The sequence below is a fragment of the Pseudacidobacterium ailaaui genome (assembly GCF_000688455.1).
Classification (GTDB): domain Bacteria; phylum Acidobacteriota; class Terriglobia; order Terriglobales; family Acidobacteriaceae; genus Pseudacidobacterium; species Pseudacidobacterium ailaaui.
Window position 1 is genome coordinate 1,725,115 of sequence record NZ_JIAL01000001.1, and the last position, 13,905, is coordinate 1,739,019.

The window sequence follows — 13,905 nt, forward strand, 5'->3', positions numbered from 1 at the left end:
TGTTTGTTGTACCTTCAGGCTTAGAGATGGAGAGTATGGTCAGCTTTACCGTTCGCATGCGTTTTGCAGAAAAAGACCGCGAGAAGATCAGTGAGGTCCTTAAGGAGCTGGCCCCTGCTTCCCGCCAGGAGCCGGGCTGCATCACATACATTCCACACTGGGTGGACGGCGAGGCCTGCACAGTGCTTATCTACGAACAGTACAAGGACGAGGCCGCTTTGGAGGCGCACCGTGCGACCCCTCACTTCCAGCAATATGCAATTGGCGGCCTGTACCAGATGATGCTGGAGCGCTCGGTAGAAAACCTGGTTGCGGTCATCTGATGCCGCACATGACCCGGGGAGACCAGACCGCGGTCATTCAAAGGGCGTTGCCCCGGATACCACAGCAGCCTGGCCGGAACGCTGGACCCAGTGCCCATTGTGTTTTTCCAGATAAATCCATTCTCCCTGACTGCACAGATTTCCGCACCAGTCGAGCTGGTAGACCAGGGCCGCGCGCTGCCTGGAATCAAAGTAAACATCACTAAAAAATGTGATTCCTGGGTAACCGGCATACTTTTGTTGCAGCGCGGAGCTGGCTGCGGCCGTGCCCAGTGTCTGCTTCATCTCGCTGATCTCGGCGGCAGAAAGCAGTGTGTAAGGCCGGTCGAGATGGAAGTGCCGGCCGAGCGTGAGCCTCTGATATTTGCGGGCATGGAAGTCCGCCAGCGCCTCTTGGAATGGCCGGGGATTGTCAGCCGGGGGCCTGAGCGCCGCATCCGGAGACAGCTTCGGGTTCATATCATCAATGTTGATTGTGGTGTCCGCGATGGCCCAGCGCTGATTGTGGTCCGGGCCCAAATTGGCCAGAACGGCGCCGGGCATCAGAAGCGAGTAGATGGCATAGACGTCCTGCTGGCGGGAGGCGTGGAGTGGGACCTGGCCCCGAAGTGGCCCCGCGAACAGGACAAGCAAGACCGCAATGGCCGGACGGAGAGTCATCATCCTATGATGCTGCAGGCCCGCTTCAGGGCAAATGCAGCGAGCACGTATTTTTCAAGCAACCCAATGCAGACCGCATCGTCTCAATGCGCGTCGGCGGTGTCCCAGGGCGTGGCCCCACGCGGAATGGGTTTCGTGTCGCGTCCTTTGACGCGATCGTAAAAGTAGTCCGTACTGGTGGTGCCAATCGACTCGTTGTAGTAGCTGGGTGCTCCAATGGCCTCCTTCAGCTCTTCGCTGAAACGGTGCAGGGCCTTCAGATGGTCGGCCGTGGCGGTGATTTCCAGACGGCTGGTTTTGAGAAACTTCTGGAAGCCGCGATCGAGCAGGTGTGCAATTTCGCCTCCCAGCACGATGCCCGGACCTTCCACAATGGAAGCGATATTGCCGTTGCGCGCGAGGATGGCGGCGCAGCCATTTTTCTCCACCCGGTATTGTCCTGCGACCCCGGACGCCTCACGGACATCAAACTGGAAGCTGCGAAGGTTCGCGAGGGCCTCGTCGAAAGTGGTCTGTTTTGTTTTTCTTGGCATAGTGTCAGGACGCGGCAAAGACCAGACTTGTTAAACTGGATGCAGGCTGCCGCTGTTTTCACTCTCGCACACTTTTGCGGCGCGCTGCAACGTATTGAATGATGGCAACCATGACACAATCGCTGGGGGCGACGCTGCTGGATCGCATCGGGAACACGCCCTTGCTGCGTTTGGAGCGCATTACCGCGCATCTGTCCGGGGTCCAGGTCCTGGGCAAGGCGGAGTGGGCCAATCCGGGCGGCTCTGTGAAGGACCGCGCGGCGTCTTCCATTGTGACGGCGGCCATCAGGCAGGGAAGATTAGGCCAAGGCCAGCACCTGCTGGACGCCACGAGCGGGAACACGGGCATCGCCTATGCCATGTTGGGCGCGGCGATGGGCTTTCCGGTGACGCTCTGCGTGCCCGCGAATGTGTCCCCGGAACGCAAGCGCATTCTGAAGGCCTATGGTGCAAACGTGGTCTGGACCGATCCTGGCGACGGCTCTGACGGTGCCATTCGCAAGGCGCGGGAGATGGCGGCCTCGGAGCCGGAAAAGTATTACTATGCCGACCAGTATGGCAATGACGCCAACTGGCAGGCGCACTATCGCACGACGGCCATTGAAATCTGGGAGCAGACGGCCGGACAGCTCACGCATTTTGTGGCCGGGTTGGGCACCAGCGGCACATTTGTCGGAACCACGCGGCGTCTGAAAGAATTGAATCCAGCAGTACAGTGCATCTCCATGCAGCCCGATTCGCCGTTTCATGGCCTGGAAGGGCTGAAGCACATGGCGACGGCGATTGTCCCGAAGATTTACGACGCATCGCTGGCCGACCGTGACCTGGAAATGCCGACCGAGACCGCTTACCGCATGGCCAAGCGGCTGGCGCGGACCGAGGGCCTGCTGGTGGGCGTATCGGCAGCCGGAGCGGTGGCTGCAGCGCTGCAAATTGCAGAAGAAGAGGCGGCCCGAGGCCGCGAGGCGATGATCGTGACCATCCTGCCGGATTCGGCAGACAAGTATCTCAGCGAACGCTTCTGGGAGGAAGAGTAAAAGCAATGCTGAAGCTCAGCGGACCAATCTACAACGCACTGCGGAAACATGGTGAAGAAACCTATCCGCATGAGTGTTGCGGTGTGCTGCTGGGCCGCTCCCATGAGGGCGTCAATGAGGTGGTGGAGGCCGTCCGGGCCGGCAATACCCGCACCGATTCGGCGCACAACCGCTACAGCATCGCCCCGCAGGAGCTGGTGCGCATCCAGCGGCAGGGGCGCGAGCGCGGTCTGGACATCGTAGGCTTCTACCACTCGCACCCGGACCATCCGGCGCAGTGGTCAGCGACAGACTTTGCGGAAGCCCACTGGCTCGGCTGCTCCTATGTGATTACTGCAGTCGAGAAAGGCATTGCAAAACAGACCAACTCGTTCCTGTTAACGGGAACGACCGAGGAAAACAAGTCCTTTGAGGACGAGGTCATTCAGGTAGAGGAACTGGTAGCGGAACGATGTTGACCGCCGGGTCACCCCGCTCCCTGCGCAGAGGCGTCCGTGCCTGCTGTGTCTGCTTCCATGAAATGGACCGAAGAAAGGATTTGTACTCTCATGAAGATTTTCATACCTACCCCATTGCGCGCCTATGTGAACAAGCAGGATGCTGTGCAGGTGGATGCAAAGACCGTTGGTGAGGCGCTGCAGGTGCTTACTGAGCAGCATCCCGACCTGAAGAAGCACCTCTACTCGGACGAAGGCAAACTGCGGGCCTTTGTCAACGTGTATCTGAATGACGAAGATGTGCGGTATCTGCCCGAGAAAGAAGCCACCAGCGTAAAGGAAGAAGATTCGCTTTCGATCATCCCTTCCATCGCAGGCGGGTACTAGGCCCTCCAGGCAATCACGCTTCGGCGTATCATTTTGGGAGAAATTTCATGCCAACATGCACAGAAGAAACGGTGGCCCAGCCACAGCTTACAAATGAAGAAATCGCCCGCTATTCGCGGCACCTGATTCTGCCCGAAGTCGGCCTGGAAGGGCAGAAAAAGCTGAAGGCGGCAAAGGTCCTCTGCGTCGGTACCGGCGGACTCGGCGCGCCGCTTGCCTACTATCTTGCCGCAGCCGGCATCGGGACGCTTGGTCTGGTGGACTTTGACAAAGTGGATGAGAGCAATCTTCAGCGCCAGATCATCCACAGCACCAAAGATGTGGGCCGCCCCAAGATTGACTCGGCGGCAGAAAAGCTCCAGGCGCTGAATCCGTATCTGAAGATTGTGAAGCATGAGACGATGCTCACCAGCGCCAACGCACTTGAGATTATCAAGGACTACGACATCGTTGCCGATGGCACCGACAACTTCCCCACGCGCTACCTGGTCAATGACGCCTGCGTGCTCAGCGGCAAACCCAATGCGTACGCCTCGATCTTCCGCTTTGAAGGGCAGGCCAGTGTCTTTGCCACCGAAGAGGGCCCGTGCTACCGCTGCCTTTATCCTGAGCCGCCACCACCAGGACTTGTTCCCTCCTGCGCAGAGGGCGGTGTGCTCGGTATTCTGCCCGGGCTGCTTGGGGTGATTCAGGCAACGGAGGTCATCAAGCTGGTCCTCGGCAAGGGTGAGCCACTCATTGGCCGCCTGCTGCTGGTCGATGCACTGGGAATGAAGTTCCGCGAACTGAAGCTGCGCAAAAATCCAGACTGCCCAGTCTGCGGAACGCATCCGACTGTGAAAAAATTAATTGATTACCAGCAATTCTGCGGGATTGTTCCCGAAGAAGAAGTGAAGGCGGCACCTGTGCAAAACGGCATTCCACAAATTACACCCAAAGAATTGAAGCAGCGTCTCGACGCGGGAGAGAACATCTTTGTCCTCGACGTGCGTGAGCCGCATGAATACCAGATTGTGAACATCGGCGCCTCCCTGATTCCGTTGGGCGAGCTACCGAACCGCATCAGTGAACTTGACCCCAACCGCGAGATCGTTGTCCATTGCAAGTCGGGTGGACGCAGCCAGAAGGCGGCCGAGTTCCTGCAGAAGAGCGGATTTAAAAACGTGTCCAACCTGGCCGGCGGCATCACTGCGTGGGCCAATGATGTAGATCCCAAGCTGCCAAAATATTAAGGCAGTTTTGCATCGGCCAGTGTGGGCGGCACATTGAGATAGAAGTGTCCGCCCCACAGGGCATCGTTCTTCTCTTTGCCGGTCAGGACTGGTTTTCCTCCGTTCAGCTCCCGCGCCACGGGGTCGTTCCAGATGGCCCCTACGTCTACTTTGGCCGGAGTTTTCGCCACCAGGTTATGGTTCAGCCGCCTCTGCTTGTTCACATAGGCCTCGATGACGCGGGCCGCCAGACGGCCAGCGAGGCGGCCGTGCTCTCCTGCTTCAAAGAGTGTGCAGACGACAATGTCAGGATTGCGTCGCGGGGTAAAGCCGACAAACCACGCGTTGTCGTGAACGGAGTGCGAATGTCCCAGCCGCGCGGCCAGGGCATTGCTCATCGTCTGCGCGCTGCCGGTCTTGCCGGCAAAATCAATTCCTTCCAGGTGTGCGCTGGGGTCAGTTCCGGCGGGACTCATGACCTCGACCATGGCATCGGTGATGGTCTCCCAGCTTTGCGGATCGAGGGGGACAACTTTGTCCCCGGAGCCGGGGTAGGTGTCCAGAATGGCCTTCCGGTAATCGGGAGGCAGCTCATCAGGAAACACGATATGGGGACGTTTCAGGACGCCGCCGGAGGCAATGCCTCCGATGGCGCGGGCCATTTGAATTGGCGTAGCGGCCACGGCGCCCTGGCCGATGCCCACCGAGATGGTCTCTCCGGCAAACCATTTCTGGTGAAAGTTGCGCATCTTCCACTCTTCTGAAGGCATGGTGCCGGCCGCTTCATTGGGAAGGTCCACGCCGGTCTTTTCTCCGAGGCCGAAGGCATGTGCCCATTTTGCGATCTTCTCGATGCCCAGCTTTTCTGCCAGCGTGTAGAAGAAGACGTCGCAGGACTGGTAAATCCCCTTGGTGATATTCACTTCGCCGTGGCCGCCATGGACCCAGCACTTAAAGTAGCGTCCGTAGAAGACCGCGCCGCCGCTGCAATGGACATTGAGGTCCTGCGCCACACCTTCTTCAAGACCAGCGGCAGCCATGATGATCTTGAAGGTGGAACCGGGAGCAAGCTGGGCCTGAATGGCCTTGTTCAGCAGAGGATGCTCAGGGTCTGTGATGAGTTTGTTCCATTCCTCGCGTCCGATGCGGACAGCAAAGTCGTTGGGATCAAAAGCGGGCCTGCTGACCAGGGCCAGGATTTCGCCGGTGTGCGGGTCGATGGCGATGATGGAGCCGTTATGGCCCTCCAGGGCGTTTTCTGCTGCGCGCTGAATATCAATGTCAATCGTAAGCCGGAGGCTTTTGCCGGGGACGGCATGTTCGGTGCCCAGCTTCCCGACCTCACGTCCGTGGCTGTCCACGATCACGTCGCGCGATCCGTCCTGTCCGCGAAGAATTGCGTCATAGGACTGCTCGACACCGGACTTGCCGACCACGTCGCCCGGCTCGTAATAAGCGTAACGTGGGTCGTTCAGCATCTCCTCGCTGACCTCACCCACATAGCCAATCAGGTGTGCGGCAAATCCGTCTTTGGGGTAGAGGCGGCGCTGCTCCTCGACTGTTTCCAGTTCGGGGAACTCATCGCGGTGGGCCTCAATGAACTCCTGCTCATCCGGCGTAATGTCCTGCTTGAGGGGCAGCGGCTGATACTTGGGCGCCGTCTGGTATTTCTTCAGAATGGCCTCAATCTGGTCTACGGTCATGTGGAGGCCACGGGCGATGCGCGGAAGGTCTGACATGTAGTCATGTCCCTGCTCGCGCACCAGGAAGCAGGAGACTGAGGGATAGTTGTCCACCAGAAGGCGGCCCTCGCGGTCAAAGATCTTTCCGCGCGGAGCCAGAATGGGGACTTTGCGGATACGGTTGGCCTCGGCCAGAGCACGGTAATTTTCCGCCCCCACCACCTGTAATCGCCAAAGCCCGAAAATGAGGACCAGAAAAATGCCCACAATCGCGTACTGGACGACAGTGAGTTTGAGAGATGGGAGCTTCTCTTCCCGGTTGAGCATGGTGGGCAACTTCTACCTTCAGGATACCCGGAAACCGGAGTCACCGGCGCTGTTTCTTTGCCCCGCGGGATCAACTTTGGCGCGACAGGGTTTGTTTGCGTTGTGTACTCTGGGTGGGACTGCGACCCATGAAGCTTTATCGAACAACCCGCGGGGTGCTGGTCGAGGAACAAGGGCGGTTTTTCCCGCTCCATGTTGGGGGGTGGGACGAGCTCATTGCCGGGGGCGACCTGCAGGCAGCGGCCCGCGCCGCAATCGGGGGCAGGCCCGCAGATGGACCGGGTCCGGGTACAGTCCTTGCTCCTATCGAGGGCCAGGAGGTATGGGCCGCTGGCGTTACCTACTATCGCAGCCGCGACGCCCGCATGGAAGAAGCAAAAGATGCCGGAGGGGGTGGCTTTTACGACCGTGTTTACACGGCAGAGCGTCCGGAGCTCTTCTTCAAGGCCACCGGTTCACGGGTTGTCGGACCGGGCGGGCCGGTGCGCATTCGTTCCGATGCATCGTGGTCGGTCCCCGAGCCGGAATGGGTGGTCCTGCTGGGGCCGGATGGCAAGATCATGGGCCACACGATTGGTAACGATATGAGTTCGCGCGATATCGAGGGGGAAAATCCGCTCTACCTGCCCCAGGCAAAGATCTATACCGGAAGCTGCGCCCTGGGGCCGTGTATTCTGCTGGATTCGGCCCCACTTGCGAAGGAGACCGGGATTTTTCTGGAGATCGAACGGCAGGGAGAAACGGCATTTTCCGGGAAAACCACGCTCGCCGCCATGAAACGGGAGCTGCAGGAACTTGTCGCATATCTGTTCCGCGACAATAGCTTTCCCCACGGCGTTTTTCTGATGACGGGCACCGGGATTGTTCCGGATGCGACATTTACTCTGCAACGTGGAGACGTGGTCCGCATCCGGATGGACGGTATTGGCACGCTGGAAAATCCAGTGGCCTGATGCGCAAACAGGACGCGGCTATTTCTGCAGGGCCTGCCGGATGGCGGCTTCGGCCAGAGGCGCCATGATTTCATATCCTCGGGCAGTCGGATGGACCCCATCGGAAGAAAGCCCGGGGCGCATTCCACCGCTGGCGTCGGCCATGGCCGAGTAGTAATCAAGATAGACCAGTCCCTCCCTGTCGCATAAATCCTTGAGCATCTGGTTCACCTGACGGATTTCTTCCGCGGGCTGAATGCCGGGTCTCCAGGGATAGGCGGCAGCGGGAAGGATGGATGCGATGACCATCCGGATGCCGTTGGCCCTGGCGATAGCAGACATCGAAGCAAAGTTATCGAGAATCATCTGCGGCGAAGAGGGGCCGGTGTTCCCCGCAATATCGTTGGTCCCTGCCAGCACCACTACCACAGCAGGATGCAGATGGACCACGTCCTGCTGAAAGCGCACGAGCATCTGCGGAGTGGTCTGGCCGCTGATGCCGCGGTTGACGTAGTGTTTGTCCGGAAAGAAAACGCCGGTGAGTCGTCCCCAGGCATCGGTGATGGAGTCGCCGTAGAAGACCACGCGCGGAGCTCCGGCGGAGACGGCAGGGAGTGCGGCATTTTCCTCCCGATAGCGGGCAAGCCCTGCCCAGTCGTCCAGTTTCGCACGCATCTGCTCCATCTGTTTACAGTCGCAGGCAGTAGAGGACTGCGGCGTCTGCGCAGGAAGTCCTGGCGTGCCGATGAAAGCAAAACAGCAAAGGGTCACTTTCCAGCAAAAGGATTTTTTCATTCCGCCATTATCGCTCCAGGACGTTGACCTATGCCTGTGCTACCAGATGGCTGATGTGGCTATTCCTCGACCACGGCCTTGACCAGGTTCCGCGGGCTGTCCACGTCGACGCCATGCAGGATGGCAGTGTGGTAGGCAAAGAGCTGGAGGGGCACCACTTCGAGAATGGTCAGCAGATACTCACTGGCGTTGGGGACGGAAACCGTGAAGTGCGCGATCCGGGGCACTTCGTCATCACCTTCCGTGGCGACGGCGATGATCTCTGCTCCCTGTGCCTGCATGTCTTTCATCAATTGCACCGTCTTTTCATAGCGCAGGACGGAGTCCGGGTCATTGCGGTCCTGGGTGGCCAGCATGAGGAGAGGGGCATCTTTGGTGACCAGCGCATTGGGACCATGCTTTAGTTCTCCTGCGGGGTAGCCTTCGGCCTGGACATAGGCGGACTCCTTCAGCTTGAGGGCGCCTTCACGAGCGATGGCGTAGTGGATCCCGCGTCCCAGAAAGAGAAACCCCTTCGCGCCTTTTGTCTGGGTGGCGATGTTGAGCAACTGCTCGTCCCATTGCGCAAGGGCGCCTTCAAGCAGCCCCGGGAGTTCTTTTAGCTGTTCGATATGCGTGGAGACAGAGTGGGTCGTCATGCGTCCACGAAGACGGGCCATCGCAAGCGTCAGCAGATAGAGCACGGCAAGCTGCGTGGTAAAGCTTTTTGTGGCGGGGATGGCCTTTTCTTTGCCGGCCACGGTTGGAAGAGAAGCATCGGCTTCTCGCGCCATCGTGGAAGCGGGGTTATTGGTAATGGCCACGGTGGAAAGGCCGCGCGATCGGCCTTCGCGCAAGGCCGCGAGTGTATCGGCGGTTTCGCCAGACTGCGAGATGACGATGACGCCAGGGTCCTGGAGCGTATGCGTTGAGCGATAGCAGTATTCGCTGGCGTACTCTACGTCCACGGTAAGCCCTGCCAGGTCTTCGAGCATAATTTCCCCGGCCAGCCCGGCATGGCGGCTGGAGCCGCTGGCGGCGATCACAATACGCTGGTGCCCGCGCAAAGCATCGGCCACGGCAGCAAATGCTTCAGGGGCGAGCGTCTGGTCTGAAACATAGTTCTGAATCGTGGCTGACAATGCTTCTGGCTGCTCATAAATCTCACGCAGCATTGCATGGGGAAAGGTTCGAGACATGGCTTTATTTTCTCTTAAAAGCAACCTGTATGGACAGCTATACCGCTAAAAATTTCTGCAAAAAAAAGAAGGCGCGGAAAACTCCGCGCCGCGATGGAAGCAAGACTTCTGTCAGAAGGAATACTTGAGGGCCAGCTGGATATGGCGCTCGGTGGAGGTGGTGCCGGTAATCTGCCCGAATGAAGAAGCCGTTACGTTGTTGTTGGGGGCCTGATAACTGGCGATGTTGAAGGCGTTGAAGAAGTCGCCGCGGAAGTTGAGCGTGTGCTCCTTCCATAGGGCGAAGGACTTGGACACCGACATGTCAATCTGCTCAAAACCGGGGCCGCGCAGTGACATCGGCCGGACGTTACCGAAGGTATTGCTGGGCTGGGCGCTGAAAACGCAAGGCTGTCCCAGCGAGTTAATGACCTGGTCTGACGCACACGCCGTGCCCTGGAGCGCCGTGCCCCAATACGCATTCAGGGTACGATTGCGTACATGCAGAGGCAGGTTCTGATTCGGGCGCGCCGAGCCGGTGAAGGCAAATACCTTGCTTGAGTAGTTGGCCGGAGAGCTGGCGGTGACGGGGAAGGCCGTATAGGTCACGTTCGTGCCTGACAGCTTCCAGCCGCCAATCACCGCATCCAGTACGCGGTTCATATTGCCGCCAAACTGCTTTCCGCGGCCAAAGGGAAGGTCATAGGTCCCGGTGACGCTCAATGCATGACGAATGTCAAAGCCGGCCGGGCCCCATTCCGCAGCCATGTCATAGGCATTCTGTTGATAATATTGGCCACTGATATTGGAAACGCCGTAGTAGCCAAAGCTGTCGGTCAGAGATTTTGCATAGGTGTAGTTGGCTGTAAGTTCCAGGCCTGCCGTCAGGCGCTGCCGGTAAATGGCCTGCAGGGCATTGTAGTTGCTGGCGGCATTTGTGGCACTGATTTTGATGACGCCACTCTGGCCCACGATGTTGGCATAGGGGGCCGTTGCTCCCGGATAGGGCAGCTGGTTGCCCCAGTAGGGGTTGGTGAGATGGTGTCCAAGAATGCCGACATATCCCACTTGCAGAGAGGAAGCCGAACTGACCTCATACTCTGTGGTCAGGGTAACTTCCTGTGTGGAGGAGGGCTTCATGTTTTTGGGCCACACGTAGAAGGTCGTGGTGGGCGGTGTGGTAGTGGGGAAACCATTGGATGCCTGATAGTAGACACCCGGATTGTATGTGCTGCCGGACCCGCTCGGCGCTGTTCCCTGCTCTTCAAAGTCCGTATGGAAGGGCGGGTTTTGGGTCAGGCGGAGGTTGGCTCCCATGCCCTCAAAATAGCTGGTAATTCCATAGCCGCCGCGGATGACCCAGCGCGGAGTAAATTGCCAGGCAAAGCCAAAACGCGGCTGTACCTGCGCATAGTAAGGATCATAGAGAGCGCGGCTGTTTCCATCCACGCCGGCATATTCAATCTGCTTGGTCGTCATATTGATGTTTGCCATCTTGTTGTTGACCTCATAGATGGGCTGGTCATACTCCCAGCGGACGCCAAGGTTCAGGGTAAAGGAGGGGGTGACTTTGAAATCGTCCTGGACGAAGATGCCGTCACGCCACTGGCGCTGGCCGGTCAGGCCCGTGACGTTGCCAATGGCGACGTCATAGGAGCGGTCCAGAAGGAAATCGGCAAAAGGATAGGGATTGGCCGAACCTGGCAGGGAGGAGTACTGGCCGTTGTAATTGAAGGAGCCCAGCTCACCATCATTCCCCGGATAGAAGCTGTTCTGCTGATAACGGGTGAACTGCACACCAAACTTAAAGAGATGACGCCCCTTTTGCCAGGTGAGGTTGTCGGCATACTCAAAGACGTTGTCCACAAAGACCTCCGGCGTCGGGTTGGTGCCAAAGCTTTGCGGATATCCGGTGGTGTTGCTGGTGGAGAAGGACTGCAGGCTGAAGCCCTGTGTCAGTTGTGCTTTGCTGGGGATGCCGACCTTGGCGTTTCCATCAAACCCAAAGATGCCGCTGGGATCGGTGGTGACGCCGCTGTTGAACTGGATGCGCGCATAGGAGGCGCGTGCATAGTTGACGACGGCAGGAGAAAAGGTATGTGTCCAGGTGATGTTTCCCAGATGGTCAGGATAGTTGGATGCGCTGGGGAAGATGACCGGGACCGGATCGCTGACGGTCGCATTCTGCGCATATCCCTGCGAGTAACGCGAAGAGATGACGTCCTTGTCGCGCAGGTGCCAGTCAATTTTCACATCGCCCTGATCATTGCGCACGAAGGTGTTGCTGGGGCCGACATAGTTGTTAAAAATGCCCAGTGGGTCTGTGGTTGCATTGTTGGGCGAGGGGTACGCCTCCGGATGTGCAGCAAGAAACAGCGCCACCGGGTTGTTCACCGGTATCTGGTTATTGGGATAGGGAGTTGGCTGGCCATTGGTAAGGTGCTGCGTATCATAAAGCTGAATGCCCTTGACGGTCAGCAGTGACGAAAGATCTCCCTTGAGAAACGCCGGAGGCGCAAGACTGAAGGTGGACTGGCCGCCGGTATGCTCCCGCACACCCTGATAATCCACAAAGAAGAAGAGCTTGTCCTTCACGATGGGGCCACCAAAGGTGCCGCCAAAGATGGTTTGGGTGTAGGGGTTCTTGGCGATGGGAACTACGTTGTTCTTGTTCGTCCAGCTATTGGCATCCAGATTGTAATTCTGCAGAAAGCCAAAGGCGCTGCCGTGGAAGCTGTTGCTTCCGCTTTTCATCACCATAACGACTTCCCCGCCATTCACATTGCCGAACTCGGCATTGGCGTTCGAGGAGATGACACGCACCTGGTCCAGAGCGTCCGGGCTGGGGCTATAGCCGATCGTATTGTTGATGTTTTCATTGATTTCCTGCCCGTCCAGCAGGTAGTTGTTGGATTGCTGGCGGCTGCCGTTGACATTCGGCTCATTGGTGTCCTGCGTCGAGCGCTCAGTGGAGTTTGCGGTGCCGAAGGAGCCATAGCCGGTGGAGACGGCGCCGGGAGTGAAGACGGTGATCTGCGCAAAGTCGCGGCCATTCAGCGGCACGCTGTTGATGGTGTTTTCCGTGAAGGTGGCGCCATTGGTGGCATTTTCCGTCTGCAGGATGGGCTGATAGTCTTCACTGACGGTAACGGTGGTGCTGGCCTGGCCTACGCTGAGAGGAATGTCAATCTTGGCCACCTGATCAATTTCCAGAGAAAACGGGCCATAAGTTGCAGTCTCGAAGCCCGGGGCCTCCACGGTGAGCTTGTACTGCCCAATCTGAAGAAAGCGGATCGAGTATTCGCCAGCCTGATTGGTGGTGGTTTCCGTGTTGACTCCGGTTGCCACATTGGTCGCCGTGACTTTTGCTCCGGACACAATCGCGCCGCTGGGGTCGGTGACGGTCCCGCGTACAGAACCTGTCACGGTCTGGGCCATTGCCGGCAAACAGGGCAACAGCAGGATACATATCAGCAACAGCGGCCATAGCGAACGGCGTATGGATGCTTGCATAGAATCGGACCTCCGGTTTGAGGAAAGATGTTGGACATCGCCGCAACGGGACTTGCGCCCGTTTCTGCAGCAGGAATTTTTAGGAGGCCGTTTTTTGAGTAGACGACCCCCTGGATTTCACTTAATGTATAGACAACTGTACTGTCTAGCAACAAAAAAGCGCAAGCAGACGAAAATTTATCTCCCCGATAAAGCGTGGTTTGCGGCGGTGAAACCAGGCGGGGTCAGTTTTTTATGGCTTCAAGGAAGCGTGTCGTGATCCAACCGGGTTGGGTGATGGCGGCACCCACGACAACGGCAAAGGCCCCAAGGTCCAGTGCTTTCCGCACATCCTCGGGAGAGCGGAGATGTCCTTCCACAATGACGGGAATCCTGAGGGATTTGACCAGCTGCGCCACCAGTTCCCAGTCCACTGAGCGCCTGCCTGCGGTTTCCGGCGTGTATCCATACATGGTTGTGGCTACGGCGGCGGCGCCGGCCTGCTCGGCAGCCAGTGCTTCTGGAAGCGTTGCGATGTCGGCCAGCACGGGCGTGTGCAGTTCGCTGGCGATGCGGTGGACCATCTCCGGCCACGGTCCCAGGGTCGTCGGGCGGTTGGAGCTGCAATCGACTCCGATCACGTCGGCGCCAGCAAGGGCGACGGAGCGGGCGGAGGCGAAGTCCGGGGTAATCAGCGGTTGGCCCTGGCGAAAGTGCTTCAGGATCCCGATGATGGGCAGCGAAGTCGCTGTGCGGAAGGCGGCAATGTGTTCCGGGCCGTTGGCGCGCAGGCCGCCTGCTCCGGCACTGAGCACGGAGAGGGCGATGCGCCGCAAAGTTTCGGTGTGGTCAAGAGGATCTCCGGGAAATGCCTGGACCGATACAATGAGTTTATTTTTTAAGCTGGCCGGAAATGCGGCTGGTAGTGTCAT

General features: G+C 58.4%; 13 protein-coding genes. 6 read left to right on the top strand and 7 right to left on the bottom strand.

Annotation, left to right across the window (positions count from 1 at the left end; all coding sequences use genetic code 11):
- Positions 1–35 precede the first annotated feature (35 nt).
- Complete coding sequence (locus N655_RS0107595) at positions 36–323, top strand: putative quinol monooxygenase (protein WP_026442496.1); 288 nt, start codon at positions 36–38, stop codon at positions 321–323.
- Between the two features lie 33 nt (positions 324–356).
- Here the strand turns inward: N655_RS0107595 and N655_RS0107600 are convergent, their stop codons facing one another.
- Entirely contained in the window at positions 357–986 is a 630-nt protein-coding gene (locus tag N655_RS0107600; protein WP_026442497.1) for a hypothetical protein, read from the bottom strand.
- Positions 987–1,066: 80 nt separating this feature from the next.
- Positions 1,067–1,516 (bottom strand): hypothetical protein, encoded by a 450-nt coding sequence (locus N655_RS17905; protein WP_044934171.1) that lies wholly within the window; start codon positions 1,514–1,516, stop codon positions 1,067–1,069.
- A 98-nt stretch (positions 1,517–1,614) separates the two neighbouring features.
- On the opposite strand from N655_RS17905, the gene N655_RS0107610 reads away from it, so the two are divergent.
- The 4 genes from N655_RS0107610 to moeB all read left to right on the top strand — a co-directional run bounded on the left by N655_RS0107610 (position 1,615) and on the right by moeB (position 4,609).
- Positions 1,615–2,553, top strand: coding sequence for a PLP-dependent cysteine synthase family protein (locus N655_RS0107610; protein ID WP_432757644.1), 939 nt, complete (start codon positions 1,615–1,617; stop codon positions 2,551–2,553).
- Between the two features lie 5 nt (positions 2,554–2,558).
- Positions 2,559–3,011, top strand: a complete 453-nt coding sequence (locus tag N655_RS0107615; protein WP_026442499.1) for a M67 family metallopeptidase — start codon at positions 2,559–2,561, stop codon at positions 3,009–3,011.
- Positions 3,012–3,101: 90 nt separating this feature from the next.
- On the top strand, positions 3,102–3,377 hold the full coding sequence (locus tag N655_RS0107620) for a ubiquitin-like small modifier protein 1 (RefSeq protein WP_026442500.1): 276 nt from the start codon (positions 3,102–3,104) through the stop codon (positions 3,375–3,377).
- A gap of 47 nt (positions 3,378–3,424) precedes the next feature.
- Complete coding sequence (gene moeB, locus N655_RS0107625; RefSeq protein WP_026442501.1) at positions 3,425–4,609, top strand: molybdopterin-synthase adenylyltransferase MoeB; 1,185 nt, start codon at positions 3,425–3,427, stop codon at positions 4,607–4,609.
- Here moeB and mrdA read toward each other — a convergent pair.
- Positions 4,606–6,597, bottom strand: coding sequence for a penicillin-binding protein 2 (gene mrdA / locus N655_RS0107630; protein ID WP_044934174.1), 1,992 nt, complete (start codon positions 6,595–6,597; stop codon positions 4,606–4,608). The genes moeB and mrdA overlap by 4 nt on opposite strands.
- 128 nt (positions 6,598–6,725) lie before the next feature.
- Here mrdA and N655_RS0107635 point away from each other — a divergent pair, with 128 nt between their 5' ends.
- Complete coding sequence (locus N655_RS0107635) at positions 6,726–7,550, top strand: fumarylacetoacetate hydrolase family protein (RefSeq protein WP_026442503.1); 825 nt, start codon at positions 6,726–6,728, stop codon at positions 7,548–7,550.
- A gap of 18 nt (positions 7,551–7,568) precedes the next feature.
- Here N655_RS0107635 and N655_RS0107640 read toward each other — a convergent pair whose 3' ends face one another.
- The 4 genes from N655_RS0107640 to N655_RS0107655 all read right to left on the bottom strand — a co-directional run bounded on the left by N655_RS0107640 (position 7,569) and on the right by N655_RS0107655 (position 13,905).
- Entirely contained in the window at positions 7,569–8,204 is a 636-nt protein-coding gene (locus N655_RS0107640; protein WP_026442504.1) for an SGNH/GDSL hydrolase family protein, read from the bottom strand.
- Between the two features lie 179 nt (positions 8,205–8,383).
- Positions 8,384–9,502 carry an SIS domain-containing protein gene (locus N655_RS0107645; protein WP_026442505.1) on the bottom strand — a complete coding sequence of 373 codons (1,119 nt, stop codon included), beginning with the start codon at positions 9,500–9,502 and terminating at the stop codon, positions 8,384–8,386.
- A gap of 111 nt (positions 9,503–9,613) precedes the next feature.
- Positions 9,614–12,994: a TonB-dependent receptor domain-containing protein gene (locus tag N655_RS0107650; protein WP_044934178.1), complete on the bottom strand. Its 3,381-nt coding sequence runs from the start codon at positions 12,992–12,994 to the stop codon at positions 9,614–9,616.
- Between the two features lie 224 nt (positions 12,995–13,218).
- A complete protein-coding gene (locus N655_RS0107655) occupies positions 13,219–13,905 on the bottom strand; it encodes an N-acetylmannosamine-6-phosphate 2-epimerase (RefSeq protein WP_026442507.1) in 687 nt (228 codons plus the stop codon).